14 protein-coding genes are annotated in these 16914 nt (G+C 67.6%); 2 read left to right on the top strand and 12 right to left on the bottom strand.

The genetic code is table 11. The annotated features are described in order from the left end of the window. Window positions 1–6: 6 nt before the first annotated feature. The 3 genes from J4H85_RS01885 to J4H85_RS01875 are packed head-to-tail and all read right to left on the bottom strand — an operon-like array spanning window position 7 to window position 4330. The gene (locus J4H85_RS01885; RefSeq protein ID WP_307863320.1) at window positions 7–1302 is read right to left on the bottom strand and encodes a DUF6986 family protein; all 1296 of its coding nucleotides are present in this window, start codon (window positions 1300–1302) and stop codon (window positions 7–9) included. Window positions 1303–1307: 5 nt separating this feature from the next. After that, complete coding sequence (gene aceB / locus J4H85_RS01880) at window positions 1308–2912, bottom strand: malate synthase A (protein ID WP_208236352.1); 1605 nt, start codon at window positions 2910–2912, stop codon at window positions 1308–1310. Next, window positions 2909–4330 carry an NAD-dependent malic enzyme gene (locus tag J4H85_RS01875; RefSeq protein ID WP_208236350.1) on the bottom strand — a complete coding sequence of 474 codons (1422 nt, stop codon included), beginning with the start codon at window positions 4328–4330 and terminating at the stop codon, window positions 2909–2911. Before J4H85_RS01875 ends, aceB begins: the two co-directional genes overlap by 4 nt. Before the next feature lie 252 nt (window positions 4331–4582). On the opposite strand from J4H85_RS01875, the gene J4H85_RS01870 reads away from it, so the two are divergent. Continuing rightward, complete coding sequence (locus tag J4H85_RS01870; protein ID WP_208236348.1) at window positions 4583–5347, top strand: IclR family transcriptional regulator; 765 nt, start codon at window positions 4583–4585, stop codon at window positions 5345–5347. 12 nt (window positions 5348–5359) lie between these two features. Here J4H85_RS01870 and aceE read toward each other — a convergent pair whose 3' ends face one another. The 6 genes from aceE to uraD all read right to left on the bottom strand — a co-directional run bounded on the left by aceE (window position 5360) and on the right by uraD (window position 13164). After that, the gene (gene aceE, locus J4H85_RS01865) at window positions 5360–8113 is read right to left on the bottom strand and encodes a pyruvate dehydrogenase (acetyl-transferring), homodimeric type (protein WP_307863319.1); all 2754 of its coding nucleotides are present in this window, start codon (window positions 8111–8113) and stop codon (window positions 5360–5362) included. Continuing rightward, entirely contained in the window at window positions 8082–9620 is a 1539-nt protein-coding gene (locus J4H85_RS01860) for a cation:dicarboxylate symporter family transporter (protein ID WP_208236346.1), read from the bottom strand. Before J4H85_RS01860 ends, aceE begins: the two co-directional genes overlap by 32 nt. An 84-nt stretch (window positions 9621–9704) precedes the next feature. After that, a complete protein-coding gene (locus J4H85_RS01855) occupies window positions 9705–11294 on the bottom strand; it encodes a nucleobase:cation symporter-2 family protein (protein ID WP_208236343.1) in 1590 nt (529 codons plus the stop codon). A gap of 130 nt (window positions 11295–11424) precedes the next feature. Beyond that, on the bottom strand, window positions 11425–12342 hold the full coding sequence (gene pucL / locus J4H85_RS01850; RefSeq protein ID WP_208236342.1) for a factor-independent urate hydroxylase: 918 nt from the start codon (window positions 12340–12342) through the stop codon (window positions 11425–11427). 4 nt (window positions 12343–12346) lie between these two features. Next, window positions 12347–12673, bottom strand: a complete 327-nt coding sequence (uraH, locus tag J4H85_RS01845; protein ID WP_208236341.1) for a hydroxyisourate hydrolase — start codon at window positions 12671–12673, stop codon at window positions 12347–12349. Then, window positions 12670–13164: a 2-oxo-4-hydroxy-4-carboxy-5-ureidoimidazoline decarboxylase gene (gene uraD / locus J4H85_RS01840; RefSeq protein ID WP_208236339.1), complete on the bottom strand. Its 495-nt coding sequence runs from the start codon at window positions 13162–13164 to the stop codon at window positions 12670–12672. Before uraD ends, uraH begins: the two co-directional genes overlap by 4 nt. Before the next feature lie 162 nt (window positions 13165–13326). Here uraD and J4H85_RS01835 point away from each other — a divergent pair, with 162 nt between their 5' ends. Further along, window positions 13327–14094: an SDR family oxidoreductase gene (locus J4H85_RS01835; protein WP_208236337.1), complete on the top strand. Its 768-nt coding sequence runs from the start codon at window positions 13327–13329 to the stop codon at window positions 14092–14094. Window positions 14095–14103: 9 nt separating this feature from the next. On the opposite strand, the gene J4H85_RS01830 is transcribed toward J4H85_RS01835, so the two are convergent. From J4H85_RS01830 to J4H85_RS01820, 3 genes are all read right to left on the bottom strand, one after another. Next, complete coding sequence (locus J4H85_RS01830; protein ID WP_208236335.1) at window positions 14104–14580, bottom strand: peroxiredoxin; 477 nt, start codon at window positions 14578–14580, stop codon at window positions 14104–14106. Between the two features lie 118 nt (window positions 14581–14698). Next, entirely contained in the window at window positions 14699–15460 is a 762-nt protein-coding gene (locus tag J4H85_RS01825; protein ID WP_208236333.1) for a PIG-L family deacetylase, read from the bottom strand. Window positions 15461–15465: 5 nt separating this feature from the next. Next, window positions 15466–16893, bottom strand: a complete 1428-nt coding sequence (locus J4H85_RS01820; RefSeq protein WP_208236331.1) for a CCA tRNA nucleotidyltransferase — start codon at window positions 16891–16893, stop codon at window positions 15466–15468. Between the last annotated feature and the right edge of the window lie 21 nt (window positions 16894–16914).

Genomic DNA, 16914 nt, shown 5'->3' with positions numbered 1-16914 from the left:
CGATCCTCATTCCTTCGTTGCGTGAGTGTCGCGCCGCGGATAGGCGAGCGCGACGAGTGCTGATTCGCTGATGCCGACGCGATCCGTCAGCTCGGCCGCGCTGACGGCGCCGGACTGCACGCCGCGAGCCAGGAACCCGGCGAGCGCGCGGGCCGTCGCCGGCTCGTCCAGAAACCCGTCGGTGTTCTGCTCGACATAGTTGCGCAGTCGTGCGGCGACCTGCTCGAGACCGTCCCTGAAGAACGCGTAGCTCGCCGCGAACCGACTGGGCAGGTGGGCCGGGTGCAGGTCCCAGCCTTGATAGTAGGCGCGCTCGAGCGAGCGACGCACGAGGCGTCCGTGCAGTTGCCAGGCCGCGATCGTGCTCGCCTCGTCTCCCGCGGGGATCACGTTCGTCGACCCGTCGGAGAGGCGCACCCCGGTTCCGGCGACGGCGACCTGCATGACCTGCTTCGCGAAATCGGCGGCCGGGTGCTCCATCGACTGCTGCGCAGCCGCGATGCCGAGCGACGCCGAATAGTCGTACGTGCCGTAGTGCAGGCCCGTGATGCGGCCGGCACCGCGGTGCAGCAGCTCGGCCACCGGCATCGTGCCTCCGGCCCCGATGATGAGCTGCGGCGTCTCGACCTGCACCTCGAACCCGAGACGCCCCGGAGCGAGTTCGAGCGCGCTCTCGAGTCGCTCGAGCAGCCCGACCATGACCTCCACCTGGGCAACGGTCGTCACCTTGGGCAGGGTGAGCACGAGCCCATCCGGAAGCCCGGCCGCGCCGGTCTGCGCGACGAGCGTGGTGAGGAAGAGGTCGAGCGTGCGGATGCCGCGCTCGCGGGTATCGGCTTCGAAGCACTTGAACCGGATCCCGACGAACGGGGGGGCGGTGCCCGCCGCCGCATCGGCGGCCAGCGCCTCCGCCGCCGCGACGACCGCGGCGTCCTCAGCGGCGTCACCGCGATCACCGAATCCGTCCTCGAAGTCGATCCGCAGATCCTCGATGGGCTCCGCGTCGAGCTTGGCGAGCACGCGCTCGGCGACGATGGGGCGGTCGGCCGCGGCGATCCCGAGCTCGGCGACGAGGCGGTCGATGCCGCCGACGCCGTCGACGGCGGATCGAGCGGCGTCGCCCCACTGCTGCGCGAGTCCCGCCGCGTACCGATCGCCCGGTACGTACACGGTGTGGATCGGCTGCCGGTTCCCCGGGTCGCCGGGGTACGCGGTGGCGAGCAATCGGTCGGTCGGCGCGAGCGCCTCGGCGGCCGCCGCGAAGTCGGCCGCACCCAGCGAGGTCTGCACAGTCTCCGCCACCGCGCTCACCCCTGCTTCGTCAGCAGATCGTAGGCCGGCAGCGTCAAGAAGTCGGTGTACTCCTCGCTCAGCACGATGGTGCGCACCAGTTCGCCCGCGGGCGCGTAGTAGCGCTCGTACGCGTCCACCGCGACCTCGCCGTGCAGCCGGTCGAGCTCCTCGTCGAGCACGTGCTCGACGAGCTCGCGGGTCACCGTTTCACCCGATTCGAGCACCGTGCCGTTGTGCACCTGCTGCCAGACCTGCGAGCGCGAGATCTCAGCGGTCGCCGCGTCCTCCATGAGATTGTGGATCGCGACGGCGCCGTTGCCGCTCAACCAGACCGCCGTGTACGCCACGGCGACGTAGAGGTTGGTGCGCAGCCCCACCATCGTCGCGGTGCCCTGCAGCGACGAGATGTCGATGAGGTCGGCGGCCTGCACGTCGACGTCGGGGCGCTGACGATCGATCTGATTGGGTCGGTCTCCCAGGACGCCGTCGAAGATCTCCGCGCACACCGGGACGAGATCGGGGTGCGCGACCCACGAACCGTCGAACCCATCGTTCGCCTCGCGCGACTTGTCGTCGCGCACCTTCTGGAAGGCCTGCTCGGTCACCTCGGGTTCGCGACGGTTCGGGATCACCGCGGCCATGCCGCCCATCGCGAATGCCCCGCGCTTGTGGCACGTCTGCACCAGCAGCTCGGTGTACGCCCGCATGAAGGGGGCCGTCATCGCGACCTGCGCGCGGTCGGGAAGCTCGAATGAGGCTCCGGCGTCGCGGAAGTTCTTGATGATGCTGAAGAGGTAGTCCCAGCGTCCCGCGTTCAGGCCGGATGCGTGGGGTCGCAGCTCGTACAGCATCTCGTCCATCTCGAACGCGGCGGTGATCGTCTCGATCAGCATGGTCGCGCGCACCGTCCCTGCCGGGATTTCGAGCGCCTCCTCGGCGAAGGTGAAGATGTCGTTCCACAGGCGCGCCTCGAGGTGGCTCTCCATCTTCGGCAGGTAGTAGAACGGTCCCTCGCCCTTGTCGGAGAGCACCCGAGCGTTGTGGAAGAAGTGGAGTCCGAAGTCGACGAGCGCGCCGACGGCGGTCTCACCGTTGACGGTCACGTGGTGCTCGGGCAGGTGCCACCCGCGCGGGCGCACGACGACGAGGGCGAGCGGCGCGTCGGTCCGCAGCCGGTACTCCTTGCCCTCGCCCGAGGTGAAAGAGAGGTCGCCGCGTGCGGCGTCGCTCAGGTTCGTGATCGCATCGATGACGTTGAACCAGCTGGGGGTCGAGGCGTCCTCGAGGTCGGCGAGCCAGACCTTGGCCCCCGAGTTCAGCGCGTTGATCGCCATCTTGGTCGGGCTCGCCGGGCCGGTGATCTCGACGCGTCGATCGGCGAGCGCCGCCGGTGGCTCGGGCACGGTCCAGTCGCCCGCCCGGATCTCGGCCGTCTCGGGCAGGAAGTCGAGTCGGGGGTTGCGCGCCAGCTGCTCGCGACGTTCCGCGCGACGCTCGAGGAGCCCGGGAACGCGACCGGCGAAGCGGTCGTGCAGCTGCTCGACGAAGGCGAGCGCCTCAGGGGTGAGGATCTCGGCGGCTCGGGGAGTGGGGGCGTGGTCGGAAACCTCGATGGTCATCGCGCGGTCCTTTCTGCGGTGGTGTCTGCGGAGCCGTTGCGGTGGGCGACGGCGACGATCGCCTCGGCGACATCGCGAGCGACATCGCGGTCGAAGACGCTCGGGATGATGTAGCTCGAGTTGAGCTGGTCGTCGGAGACGTTGCCACTGATGGCATCGGCCGATGCGACCAGCATCTCATCCGTCACGTCGGAGACCCCGGCGTCGAGCAGTCCGCGGAAGACGCCGGGGAACGCGAGCACGTTGTTGATCTGGTTCGGGAAGTCGCTGCGCCCGGTCGCGACGACGGCGGCGTGCTTCGCCGCGAGCGCCGGATCGATCTCGGGGTCGGGGTTCGCGAGCGCGAACACGATCGCCTGGTCGGCCATGCTCTCGACATCGGCCTCGGTGAGCACGTTCGGTGCCGAGACGCCGATGAAGACGTCGGCGCCGCGGACGGCGTCCGAGAGCGTGCCGGTGAGGTTCTCGGGATTCGTGTGCTCCGCGATCCACTTGCGGTGCGGATCGGAGTGCTCATGGTCGCGGGCGACGATGCCGGCGCGTCCGGCGGCCACGATGTGCGAGACCCCGGATGCCTGCAGCAACTGGATGATGGCGTTGCCTGCGGCGCCGACGCCCGAGATCGCCACGCGGATGTCTTCGATCTTCTTGCCGACGACGCGGAGCGCGTTGTTCAGCGCAGCGAGCACCACGATCGCGGTACCGTGCTGGTCGTCGTGGAAGACCGGGATGTCGAGCTCTTCACGGAGTCGTGCCTCGATCTCGAAGCAGCGCGGCGCCGCGATGTCTTCGAGGTTCACGCCACCGTAGACGGGTGCGAGCGCCTTGACGATCATGACGATCTCATCGGTGTCCTGGGTGTCCAGGCAGACCGGCCAGGCGTCGACGTCTGCGAACTGCTTGAAGAGCGCCGCCTTGCCCTCCATCACGGGGAGCGCGCCCTCGGGGCCGATGTTGCCGAGCCCGAGCACGGCCGATCCGTCGCTCACGACGGCGATCGTATTGCGCTTCACCGTGAGGTTGCGCGCCAGGCTCTTGTCCGCGGCGATCGCCTTCGAGACGCGCGCGACGCCTGGGGTGTACGCGCGGGAGAGGTCGTCGCGGTTGCGCAGTTCGAGCTTCGGCACGACCTCGAGCTTGCCGCCGAGGTGGATGAGGAACGTGCGGTCGCTGACGTGCTCGACCTCGACTCCCGGCACCGAACTGACCGCCGCCGTGACCTGTTCGACGTGATCGGGGGAGGAGGTGTTCGCCGTGAGGTCGATCACCATGCTGTCCGGGTGGGACTCCACGACGTCCACTGCGGTGATCTGCGCATCGGCTTGTCCGGCTGCCGCCACGACTTCGCTCGTGACGCTGAATCCTGCGGGGGTCTTCAAACGGATGGTGACTGAGTATCCGGGGCTCGGAGCTGCCATGGTGATCCTCCTCGATCGACAAGACGTGTGCGGAGCAGGTCTGAGTGATTCGACCGACTTTTCCGCTTTATGGATATTTTCTTCTATTTTATGAAATCATTCTAAGACGGAGGCCTGCGAGGCGCAAGATCCCGCGGTCCGCTCGCCGCATCGATCGTTCGTGCGTGAGACACTACACACTGGTGCATCCGCTGAGAACGGCGAGTGGCATACGGGAGTCCAGCGACGGACGAATCACGTGAAAGGGAGCAGATGGCAGAGCAGTCGAGCGGTGGAGTCCAATCCGTCGAGCGGGTCTTCGACCTGCTCGAGGCCATGACCGAGGCCGGCGGATCCCTCACCCTCAGCGAACTCGCCGAGCAATCCCAGCTCCCCCTCCCCACCATCCACCGACTGCTGCGCACCCTCGTCGGCCGGGGATACGTGCGCCAGCTCGCCAACCGAAGGTACGCGCTCGGCCCCCGCCTCATCCGTCTCGGGGACGGCGCGAGCACCCAGCTCGGCGCCTACGCGAAACCGCAGCTCACCTCCCTCGTCGCCGAACTCGCCGAATCGGCGAACATGGCGGTCCGCGAAGGCGACCGCGTCCTCTACATCGCGCAGGTGCCCTCGTCGCACACCATGCGCATGTTCACGGAGGTCGGACGCCGCGCACCCATGCACAACACGGGCGTCGGCAAGGCGATCCTGTCCCAACTCGACGACGACACCGTCCGGGGCATCATGAGCCGAGCCGGAATGCCGCGGGCGACCGACAAGAGCATCGGCGACGTCGACGAATTGCTCGCCGACCTCGAACGCATCCGCGAACGCGGCTACGCCATCGACGACAACGAGCAAGAGATCGGCGTGCGCTGCTTCGCCGTCCCGGTGCCCAATGCGCCCACCCCGACCGCGATCTCCGTCTCGGGCCCCACATCGCGCGTCGACGAGGCGTTCGGTCTCCGCGCCGTCCCGCTGCTGCAGGAGATCGCCGCGAACGTCGGGCACGAGCTCCGCACCAGCGGCGCCCGCTGACCCGACGTTCACTCAGGCGTCGCCGCCTGCATTCCCCGTGCGGCCGGCGGTGACATCCTGCAGACGGTACTGCTCCGCCGCACGTGCGGGCACATCGGCAGACACCGCACCGTCGAGGGCGAGTGCCTCGAGCGTGCGCACGACGATCGACTCCACGTCGATCCGGAAGAAGCGGCGCGCCGCCGCACGCGTGTCCGAGAACCCGAACCCGTCGGCGCCGAGCGACAGGAACCGCTGCGGCACGAACGGCGCGATCTGATCCTGCACGGCACGCATGTAGTCGCTCACCGCGACGACCGGGCCACCGGTGCCCTCCGTGAGCTTCTGGGTCACGTACGGTTCTCGCGCCTCACGGCCGTAGAGCACCGCCTCGTCGGCGTCGATGGCGTCGCGGCGCAGCTCGCTCCACGATGTGACCGACCACACGTCGGCCGCGACATCCCACTCTTCAGCAAGCATGCGCTGCGCCTCGATCGCCCACGGCACCGCCACACCCGAGGCGAGCACTTGAGCCGGGATCGTCCCCGCCGTCGCTGGCGCCACCCGGTGCATGCCGCGGAGAATCCCCTCCGCGTCGACACCCTCGGGCTCTGCCGGCTGCGAGATCGGCTCGTTGTAGACCGTCAGGTAGTACATGACGTTCGGGTCTGGGTGCTCTCCGCCGTACATGCGCTCGAACCCTGCGCGCACGATGTGGGCGAGCTCATACCCGTAGGCGGCGTCGTAGGAGACGACCGCCGGGTTCGTCGAGGCCAGCAGGGGGGAGTGGCCATCACCGTGCTGCAGCCCCTCACCCATGAGCGTTGTGCGTCCGGCGGTCGCGCCGACGACGAACCCGCGCGTCATCTGGTCGGCGGCCGCCCAGAATGAGTCGCCCGTCCGCTGGAACCCGAACATGGAGTAGAAGACGTAGACCGGGATGAGCGGTTCGCCGTGCGTCGCGTAGGCCGTGCCCGCCGCGGTGAACGCGGCCACGGCACCGGCCTCGTTGATGCCGACGTGCAGGATCTGCCCCGTCGCCGACTCCTTGTAGGCGAGCAGCAGCTCGCGATCCACCGACATGTACGTGTGACCGCGCGGGTTGTAGATCTTGGCGGTCGGGAAGTAGGCGTCCATGCCGAAGGTGCGCGCCTCGTCCGGAATGATCGGCACGACGCGGTGCCCCATGTTCGTGTCGCGTAGAATTTCGCGCAGGATCCGCGCGAACGCCATGGTGGTGGCCGCCTGCTGGGCACCAGAGCCTTTCTTCGCCAGCTCGTAGGCCTTCGCGTCGGGCAACGAGATCTGGGTGTACTTCGATCGGCGTTCGGGAACTGCCCCGCCGAGTGCGCGCCGACGTTCGAGCATGTACTCGAGTTCGCTCGATCCTGACTCCGGTCGGTAGTAGGGAGGCCGATACACGTCTTTGCCGAGTTCGGCGTCGGAGATCGGGATCCGCAACAGGTCGCGGAACTCGGAGAGATCCTGCAGCGTCATCTTCTTCATCTGGTGCGACGCCATGCGCCCCTCGAAGCTGGGGCCGAGCTTGTACCCCTTCACCGTCTTCACCAGGATCACGGTGGGCTGCCCGCGGTGCGCCATCGCCGCCTGATAGGCGGAGAACATCTTGCGGTAGTCGTGGCCGCCGCGACGCAGGTTCCAGATCTGATCGTCGGAGTAGTCTTCGACGAGCTTCGCGGTGCGCGGGTCGCGCCCGAAGAAGTGGTCGCGCACGAAGGCACCCGATTCCGCCTTGTAGGTCTGGAAGTCGCCGTCGGGTGTGCCGTTCATGAGGTCGACGAGTGCGCGATCGTGGTCGCGGGCCAGCAGGTCGTCCCACTCGCGCCCCCAGACGACCTTGATGACGTTCCAGCCGGCACCGCGGAAGAACCCCTCGAGCTCCTGCATGATCTTCGCGTTGCCGCGCACCGGCCCGTCGAGCCGCTGCAGGTTGCAGTTGATCACGAAGGTCAGGTTGTCGAGACCGTCGTTCGCGGCGAGTTGGAGCATGCCGCGCGATTCGGGCTCGTCCATCTCGCCATCGCCGAGGAACGCCCACACGTGCTGATCCGAGGTGTCCGTGATGCCGCGCGCCTGCAGGTAGCGGTTCGACTGCGCCTGGTAGATCGCGTTCATCGGGCCGATGCCCATCGACACGGTCGGGAACTCCCAGTAGTCGGGAAGCAGCCGCGGGTGCGGGTAGCTCGGCAGCCCGTGACCCGCTCGCGACTTCTCCTGCCGGAACCCGTCGAGGTGCTCCTCACTGAGTCGCCCTTCCACGAACGACCTGGCGTACATGCCGGGCGACGCGTGCCCCTGGAAGAAGACGTGGTCGCCGCCTCCGGGGTGGTTCTTCCCACGGAAGAAGTGGTTGAATCCGGTCTCGTAGATCGTCGCGGCGCCGGCGTAGGTCGCGATGTGTCCGCCGACCCCGCCGACCGACGGGTGCTGCGCCCGGTGCACCATGACCGCCGCGTTCCATCGGATCCAGGCGCGGTAGCGGCGTTCGGCCGCCTCGTCGCCCGGGTACCGCGCATCCGCGGATGCGGGGATCGTGTTGACGTAGTCCGTCACGATCGACGAGGGGTGCGAGGGGCTCGGTTCGCCCCCCGCATCCTCGATCCTTTCCCGCATGCGCGCGAGCAGTTCCGAGGCCCGCCCGGGCCCGCCCGCCGAGAGCACGCCGTCGATCGACTCCACCCACTCCGCGGTCTCCTGGGGATCGGTGTCGGTGGTGGCGTGCGCCGTGGGCGCGCTACGCTTCCCGCTGTCCAGTGGTGCGTTCACTCTCTCTGCCTTTCACTGTGTCGTCCGTGTCGAGTTCCTCGACCGTGATCTCTCCCGTGGAGTCTCCGACCATGCGGATCCCCGGGAACTCTGCGTCGCCTGGCCCGCCGGCGAACTTCGGCAGCGGCTGCTTCCCGTACGCCGCCCGGTTGGCGTTGGTCTCCTCGTACGCCTCTTCTTCGCCGAGCATGATGGCGGAGTCCTCGTTGGTGATGCCTCCCGCGAAGGCCACCTGCATGGCCTTGCGGTCGAACTGTCCCTCCCAGCGGGCGACGACGAACGTTGCGACGCAGTTGCCGAGCAGGTTGACGGTGACGCGCATCGAGTCCATGATGCGGTCGGCACCGAGCAGCAGGGCGACGCCCGCCACGGGGAAGATACCGAGCGCAGCGGCCGTCGCTGACAGTGCCAGGAAGCTTGACCCTGGCACACCGGCCATCCCCTTCGAGGTCAGCAGCAGGATGCCCAGGGCGGCGAGCTGTTGGCCGATGGTGAGATCGTGGCCGAAGGCCTGGGCGAGGAACAGCAACGAGATCGACAGATAGATCGCCGCGCCGTCGAGATTGAATGAGTAGCCCGTCGGGATCACCAGACCCGTGGTCGCCCGTGAGCATCCGGCGTTCGTGAGCTTCGTCATGATCCGAGGCATCACCGCCTCGGTGGAGGCAGTGCCCAGGGCGATGAGCATCTCGTCCTTGATGTACCTGATGAACTTCCACAGATTCACGCCGGCGAACGCCCACGCGACGATGAACAGGAGTCCGATGAAGACGATCCCCGCCGCATAACAGGCGAGTATGAGCATGCCGAAGGTGCCGAGCGTCTCGATCCCGTACTGCCCGATGATGAAGCCCATCGCGCCGAACGCGCCGATGGGGGCGACCCGCATGATCCACGACATAATCTTGAAGATCACTTCGAGCACCATTTCGAAGAGGCTCAGGATCGGCGCGCAGCGCTTCGGCCCGATCACGATGACCGCCGCACCGAAGAAGACGGCGAAGAAGAGCACCTGGAGCAGGTTGTTGTCCGCGAACGCGCCACCCACGCTGGCGGGGATGACCCCGAGAATGAACTCCGCAGCCCCCTGAGCCTCACCGGTGGCCTCCTCGAGGGCGGCGGCGTCGAGCGATGCCGGATCGATGTCCATCCCCCGACCGGGTTGCACGAGGTTCGCCACGATCAACCCGAAGACGAGCGCGACGAGCGTCGCGCCGGTGAAGTAGGTGAGTGCTTTCACGCCGACGCGCCCCACCGACTTCACGTCGCCCACAGCGGCGATGCCCGTGACGATGACGAAGAAGATGAGCGGCGCGATGATCATCTTGATGAGCCGGATGAATCCGTCGCCGAGCGGCTTCAGGTTCGCTCCGAGGTCGGGGAAGAAGTGTCCGACGGAGATGCCGGCGACCACGGCGATCGCCAGGTGGAAGAAGAGCGACTTGTAGAAGGGTTGCTTCCGAACGGGTACAGAGAGCGTCGCGGTGTCTGGGGTGGGGGGCTTCATGTCGGATTCCTCGCTGCTTCCTGGGGAAGCTCGTCGTTGAGCTCTGGTGCTTCGGGCGATGGATCTGCGTGGACGATTCGGGGCCTACCTCCGCTTCCGACTCCAGGGGAGCCTGATGTTCCGGGTGTTGGGGCGGACCCTGTCCGCGGTGGGAATGTGCAGCGAGGTCGTCTCGGCTCCCGTCTCGTTGACACGCACGATCGGAATCTCGGCACCATCCTTCGAGTAGAGCTTGCCGCCGACGAAGGTGTCGCCGTCTTCGAGGGACTGCACTTCGTCCTCGCGCACCATGCGCGGGGGGCTCGCGACGAAGGCGTTCTTGTTGCGGCCGCCGCCGAACTTCAGCTCGTTGAAGATGATGTTCAGCAGAATCGCCATGATGGCGGCCGATGAGATGCCCGAGTGGAAGATGGTGTCGAACCAGGTCGGGAACTGCGAGTAGATGTCGGTCTTGACCACAGGCAGCAGCCCGAAGGCAAGCGAGGTCGCGACGATCACGAGGTTCATGTTGTCCTTGTAGGACACCTTCGAGAGCGTGCGGATGCCCGACGCGGCGACCGTGCCGAAGAGCACGATGCCCGCACCGCCGAGCACCGGCATCGGAATCGCGCCGGCGACCCGACCGAGCACGGGCAGCGCACCGAGCACGACCAGGATGACGCCGCCGGCGGCGACGACGAAGCGGCTCTTCACACCGGTGATGGCGACGAGGCCGACGTTCTGTGCGAAGGCGGACTGCGTGAACGAGTTGAAGATGGGGGAGACCATGCTCGACACCATGTCGGCACGCAGTCCGTTCGCGATGCGTCGCGAGTTGATCTTCGAACCGGTGATCTCGCCGACGGCGAGGATGTCGGCCGCGGTCTCGGTGAGGATCACGAGCACCACGATGAACATGGAGATGATCGAGGCGATGTGGAATTCGGGCCAGCCGAACGCGAACGGCGTGGGGATCGCGAAGACCTGTCCGCTGAACACGCCGGAGAAGTCGGCAAGCCCCATGGGGATCGCGATCAGGGTGCCGATGACGAGTCCGAAGAGGATCGCGAGTCGCGACACCATGCCGCTGCCGACCTTGCTCAGGATGATGACGATGAGCAGTGTGAGGCCCGCGAGACCGACGCCCTGCACGGACCCGTAATCGGGCGCTTCCGCGTTGCCGCCCATGATCCAGTTGCCGGCGACCGGAATCAGCGACAGACCGATCGCGGTGATGACGATGCCGGTGACGACCGGCGGGAAGAAGCGGATGATCTGGGCGAAGAACGGGGTGATCAGGAAACCCATGACGGACGCCGCGAGCACCGCACCGAACACCTCGTTGATGGTGCCGTCGCCAGCGACGATCGCGGTCATCGTCGCCACCGAGGCGAAGGAGGTGCCCTGCACGAGCGGCAGCTTGGACCCGAAGAACGGGATGCCCACACTCTGCAGGATCGTCGCCAGGCCGCCGATGAACAGGCACGAGGCGATGAGGAGCGCGATCGCGTTCGGGTCGGCGCCGATTGCATTGCCGACGATGATCGGGGGCGCGATGATGCCGCCGTACATCGTGAGCACGTGCTGCAGTCCGTAGGCGAAGGACCTGCCGACTCCCAGTTTCTCGTTCTCGGGTTCTCCCCGAACATCGATGGTGCCGGGGAATGATCCCGTTCCGGCGGTGCTCTTGCTCATCGCGACCTCCTCGTCTGCGTGGCTCAGGTGTGCTGGCGGGTGCGCTGGGCGCGACCCGGCCGGGGTGTCAGAGCACGAGGGCTCTCGCACCCCGGAGTGAAGGGCGTCGGAGGCGTGTGCGACCCCGCGCTCACACGAAGGCCGGAACGCCCTTCCAGATGGCGTCGGTGTCGCCGAGATCCTCGCGGCGCAGCGTGCCCTCGATCAGGCCGTACGGGCTGTGCGCCGCCCAGAACACCTCGTTCGGGTTCTCGAGTCCGTACGGGGAGAGATCGGCCACGAAGTGGTGGAGGTTCGGCATCGAGAACTTGATCTCGTCGATCTCGGGGTGCGCCTCGATGACCGCTTTGCCCATCAGGTACTGCGTCTCCTGCAGGGCGCGCGAGTAGTGGTTCGTGAACGTCTCGAGCAGCACGCGCTTGACCGACGCGAACGTGGCGTTGAAGTCGACGTCGGTGGTGTTGTAGAGCCACCGCGCGGTCACGCTGGTCGCAAGGATCCGATCGGTGGTCTCGGGGAGGGTCGTGTACTGATCCGTCGGGTACCCGACGAATCCCGACTCCGTGGTCTTCAGGACCGAGAGATCCTGCAGTCCGGCGATGACGTGGTGATGCTCGCCGTCGATCTTGACGACGGCGGTGCGGGTCTCGCCGCCGGATCCGCCGCGGAAGAACGAGTGGTCGTGCCCCTCGCCGTCGACGGCGATGCGCTCCCAGGTCACCTGACGCGCACCCCAGCGGCCCCCGGAGACCCAGTCGAAGTCGTCGACGAAGTGCTGACCGAGGCGCAGCAGGAACTCTTCGGGCGAGCCGATCCCGTCTTTGGCGAACGCGAAGACGGTGTTCTTCTGCGTGTCGGTGGCGACGACGTGCTCGTTGTTGCCGTCGTAGTAGGCCGAGGCGAAGTCGCCGTGCAGCTGCGATACGACCGTCAGATCTTCGATCGAGTGGCGGTCGCCGTCCTTCGTCACCCGCACGACGTGGTTCTCAGCCTTGCCGTACTGGTTGTCACCGAGAACGACGGTGGTCTCGGACTGAACGTTGGTCATGGGTTTAGCTCCCTCGGTAGGTTGAGTAGGCGAACGGACTGATGAGGAGGGGAACGTGATAGTGCTGCTCGGCATCGGCGACGTGGAAGTCGATCGTCACCACGGGGTAGAACGTCGGCGTGCCACTGGCGGCGAAGTACTCCGCGACCTCGAAGCGCAACCGGTAGTGCCCGAGCTCGAGCCGTTCCGGGCCGAGATCGCCGACGCGGCCGTCCCGGTTCGTGCGCCCCTCGGCGACGGTCTCGCCCGTGCCGGTCTCGAGCACGACACGAACGTCCGCCGCCGGTCGGCCGAGCGAGGCGTCGAGGATGTGGGTCGTGATGTGACTCATGCGGTCAACGTTCCTTCCAGTCGGAGCAGGGCGATCTCGCGGAGCTGCTCGGCAACCTCGGTCGACTCGGTCTCCGCATCATTCGTCAGTCGGCGCTGCAGCTCGGCGAGGATCTCGTCTGCGGATCGCCCGGCGGCGCGGATGAGGAACACCCGCCCGAACCGTTCCTCATAGGTGCGGTTGCCCTCCAGCAGGGCGCGCTGCGCATCCGCATCGGCGCCCACGTTCGCCTGCTCGGTGCGCGAGAGCGCGGCCTCGGCCGAATCTCCGCCGGCGCGTTCCCCGATCCGGGGATGGTGAGCGAGGGCCGCGTCCACATCTGACGCGTCCCAGGTGCGCGCTTCGCGGTCCGCGAGCGTCAGGGCGTCGTCGACAGTATCGTACGGGCGTCCCGCGACGACGGCGTCGACCCAGCGGTCGATATCGGCGCAGGGGCGAATCGCCGCGGCGGCGGCGTCGTGCGATTGCGCATTGAAGGACTCGAGCGTCATTGCTGACCTTTCGGTTTTCACATTCCGGAAACAAAATTCCAGCCTGTGGGTACTGAGTGAATCACGTCCGGATGATTATTTCAACCCTCGGACGCTCCTGCCTCCGCTACGCTGCGAAGACGCCGAGCAGAGCACGGCGCTCGATCCGAAGGGGGCACCACCGTGACCACACCGCAGCATCCTGACTTCCGCGTCGCCGTGATCACGGGCGCAGGGTCCGGGATCGGACGCGCCACCGCCCATGAATTCGCGCGACGCGGGTGGGCGCTCGCCCTCCTCGGCCGCCGTGAGGAGCCTGTGCGGCGCACCGCGGACGGTGCCGGAGCGCAGACCCTCGTCCTCCCGGTGGACGTCACGGATCCCGACGCCGTCGCAGCCGCATTCGCGCGCATCGCAGCCGTGTACGGTCGCATCGACGTGCTCTTCAACAACGCCGGAACCTTCGGTCCGTCTGGCTCGGTGGAAGACGTCGACCTGACGCAGTGGGCCGACACACTGGACGTCAACGTCACCGGGACCCTGCTCTGCGCGTCGTCGGCCTTCGCCGTCATGCGCGAGCAGCGGCCTCAGGGCGGGCGCATCATCAACAACGGCTCGGTCTCGGCGCGTCGGCCCAGACCGCGCTCGGTCGCGTACACCGCGAGCAAGCACGCCGTCACCGGCATCTCGCGTTCCATCGCTCTCGACGGTCGCCCCTTCGGCATCACGGCGACGCAGATCGATATCGGCAACGCCGAGACCGAGCTGCTGGCGGGGATCGGTGCGGGTAAGGGTGCGGCTCAACCGGACGGCACGCTCCGCGCCGAACCGGTTTTCCCGCCGGAGCACGCCGCGCGCATGGTCGTCGACGTCGCCGAACTTCCCCCGACCACCGCAGTGCACGAGCTGGTGATCACCGCGACCGGCATGCCCTACGACGGACGAGGGTGATCGACCGCCTCAGACCCCGAGCTGCTCGCGCAACCGCCGCACGTGTCCCTCGGCATCCACCCGGTACTCGGCCGACCGGACGCGACCGTCGTCATCGAGCACGAACGTCGCACGCAGCGGACCGACGCGCGTCTCACCGCCGACGATCTTCTCGCCCCAAGCGCCCCAGGCCTGCGCGACGGCGTGATCCGGGTCGCTCAGCAGCGTGAAGTCGAGGGCGTCCTCGGCGGCGAACCGGCAGAGTGTCTGCTGATCATCACCGGAGATCCCGATCACCTCATAGCCGCCGCTCGCGAGCGACCCGAGATGATCCCGGAAGTCGCAGGCCTCGGTCGTGCACCCTGGCGTGAACGCCGCAGGGTAGAAGTAGACGATGGTGCGGCGACCGACGAAGTCGGCAGAGGAGACCGACCGTCCCGCGGCGTCGACGAGTGCGAACGCCGGGGGAGTGTCTCCCGCTTGCAGTTCTGGAGCGACCTGACTCATCTTCGAGACCTTTCCGGGGTCACTACGCGGTGACGCCCTTTTCAACAAGTGGAAGAACATTTCTGTGTTCTGGAATCCACCGTAAGCGTCGCGCGCTCAGGACGCAATCACGTCGAGGTCAGGCGATCACCCGGCGGAAGCGCTCGACCGCGTCGATGGCCTGACGCTGGCCGCCGACGTGCACGAGCTCGTCGCCGTCCACCGTGACCTGCGACGCGTGCGCCCGCAGCGCCGCGACCTTGCGGTCGAGCCACGGCGAGATGTCGTAGGCCTCGACAGCGCTCTCGGCCCGCGCGTCCGCGCTCGACACGGCCTCCCAGAAGGGGAGCTCGAGGGCGTGCGCCACCGCACGCGCGGCGCGATGCGCGAGCACGTGATCCGGATGTCCGTACCCACCACCGTTGTCGTAACTCACGATCGCGCCGGCACCGGCATCGTGAGCCGCCGCGACGAGATCGTTGAGCACCTCCATCACGGGAGCCGCAGTCAACGCCTCATCGTCCGCCTCGGCAGCCGCTGTCGCGCGACCGTCCGCACCCCACATCATCCCCGAGTCCTCGTAGATGCGCGGCGGCAAGCCCTCCGCCCGTGCCGGACCCGCACCCAGGAAGACGTGCCGATCGATGCCCAGCGCGGCCAGTGCACCGGCGAGCTCGGTCATGCGGTGCGCGGCCAGGCCCTGCGGGTCGACATCCGCGACCGTCCCGGGAACGGCCTCGCCCTGCTCGCCGCGCGAGAGCGTCACCAGCAGCGGCTCTTGCCCCGACTCGGCGAGCGCCGCGAGCGTGCCCCCCGTGATGATCGTCTCGTCGTCGGGGTGGGCGTGCACGAAGAGCACGCGCGGGACGCCCTCGAACCAGTGCTTCGGATCCTCGATCATCGCTCTCACTTCTCCTTCGCGAACCAGTCCAGCAGTCGTCGGGTCGCCTCCGGCTCGCCCAGGGGCCCCTCATCGAGTCGCACCTCGAGGAGGTACTTGTACGCTCGACCCACCAGCGGGCCGGGCGGAATCTCCAGAATCTCCATGATCCGTTCGCCGTCGAGATCGGGGCGCACCGATGCGAGCTCCTCTGCCTCAGCGAGCTCGGCGATGCGCCGCTCGATATCGTCGTACGCGTGCTCGAGCCGCTCGGCCTTGCGACGATTCCGAGTCGTCACGTCGGCACGGGTGAGGATGTGGAGCTGCTCGAGCACCGCTCCCGCATCGCGTACGTACCGGCGCACCGCGGCATCGGTCCACTGCTGATCGCTGTAACCGAAGAACCGCAGATGCAGTTCGATGAGGCGCGACACCGACTTGATCGTGGCATTGTCGAAACGCAGGTCGCGCAAACGCTTGCGCGCGAGTTTGGCGCCCACCACATCGTGATGGTGGAACGTGACGCCCCCGCGCTCGAACCGCCGCGTCGCCGGCTTGCCGATGTCGTGGAGCAGCGCCGCCAGGCGCAGCACGATATCGGGGCCCGCATCGGCGCCGTGCCGATGCCGTTCGAGCTCGATCGCCTGGCTGAGCACCGTCAGGCTGTGCTCGTAGACGTCCTTGTGCCGACCGAGTTCGTCCTGAGCCGACACCAGCTCGGTGAGCTCGGGCAGGAAGCGGCGGGCGACCCCCGCGTCGACGAGCAGCCGGATGCCGGCGATCGGATCATCGGCTCCGAGGAGTTTCACCAGCTCGTCCCTGATCCGCTCCGCGGAGACGATGTCGATCCGCTCGGCGAGGTCGCGCATCGCATCGCGCGTCTCCTCGGCCACCGTGAAACCGAGCTGGCTCGCGAACCGTGCCGCCCGCAGAATGCGCAGCGGATCGTCCGAGAACGAGGTCTCCGGCGCCCCGGGCGTGCGAATCGTGCCGGCGAGCAGATCCTCGACCCCGCCCGACACGTCGACGAGCTTCATCTCGGGCAACAGCAGAGCCATGGCGTTGATGGAGAAGTCACGGCGCACGAGGTCGTCCTCGATCGTGTCGCCGAACGTCACCTCCGGTTTCCGTGAGTCGTCTCGGTAGGTCTCGGCGCGGTAGGTCGTCACCTCGACGGTCTGTCCGGCCACGCGCGCGGCGATGGTGCCGAACGCTTGCCCGACGTGCCAGATCTTCGCGCTCACCGCAGCGAGGACCTGCTCCGTCTCCTCGGGACGCGCCGAGGTGGTGAAGTCGAGATCGGTGACGCGGCGTCCGATCAGCGCATCGCGCACCGGGCCGCCGACCAGGGCGAACTCGTGACCCGCGGCATCGAAGGCGTTCGCCAACGTGCGCACGGGTTCGGAGGCCGCGATATCGCTGAGGGCGCGCATCGATTCGGCGAGAGGTCGCATCCTTCCAGCCTACTGGCCGCA

Source organism: Leucobacter tardus (genome assembly GCF_017583045.1).
Classification (GTDB): Bacteria; Actinomycetota; Actinomycetes; order Actinomycetales; family Microbacteriaceae; genus Leucobacter; species Leucobacter tardus.
Note: the sequence above shows the minus strand (reverse complement) of the source record. Positions and strands in the feature narration are given on the sequence as shown.

What these genes read in the sequence shown, in the direction of transcription:
- J4H85_RS01870 (WP_208236348.1), top strand. Translation starts at nt 4,583, where the DNA reads ATGGCAGAGCAGTCGAGCGGTGGAGTCCAATCCGTCGAGCGGGTCTTC.
- uraD (WP_208236339.1), bottom strand. Translation starts at nt 13,164, where the DNA reads ATGACGCTCGAGTCCTTCAATGCGCAATCGCACGACGCCGCCGCCGCG.
- pucL (WP_208236342.1), bottom strand. Translation starts at nt 12,342, where the DNA reads ATGACCAACGTTCAGTCCGAGACCACCGTCGTTCTCGGTGACAACCAG.
- aceB (WP_208236352.1), bottom strand. Translation starts at nt 2,912, where the DNA reads ATGACCATCGAGGTTTCCGACCACGCCCCCACTCCCCGAGCCGCCGAG.
- J4H85_RS01855 (WP_208236343.1), bottom strand. Translation starts at nt 11,294, where the DNA reads ATGAGCAAGAGCACCGCCGGAACGGGATCATTCCCCGGCACCATCGAT.
- J4H85_RS01830 (WP_208236335.1), bottom strand. Translation starts at nt 14,580, where the DNA reads ATGAGTCAGGTCGCTCCAGAACTGCAAGCGGGAGACACTCCCCCGGCG.
- J4H85_RS01860 (WP_208236346.1), bottom strand. Translation starts at nt 9,620, where the DNA reads ATGAAGCCCCCCACCCCAGACACCGCGACGCTCTCTGTACCCGTTCGG.
- uraH (WP_208236341.1), bottom strand. Translation starts at nt 12,673, where the DNA reads ATGAGTCACATCACGACCCACATCCTCGACGCCTCGCTCGGCCGACCG.
- J4H85_RS01825 (WP_208236333.1), bottom strand. Translation starts at nt 15,460, where the DNA reads ATGATCGAGGATCCGAAGCACTGGTTCGAGGGCGTCCCGCGCGTGCTC.
- J4H85_RS01875 (WP_208236350.1), bottom strand. Translation starts at nt 4,330, where the DNA reads ATGGCAGCTCCGAGCCCCGGATACTCAGTCACCATCCGTTTGAAGACC.
- J4H85_RS01820 (WP_208236331.1), bottom strand. Translation starts at nt 16,893, where the DNA reads ATGCGACCTCTCGCCGAATCGATGCGCGCCCTCAGCGATATCGCGGCC.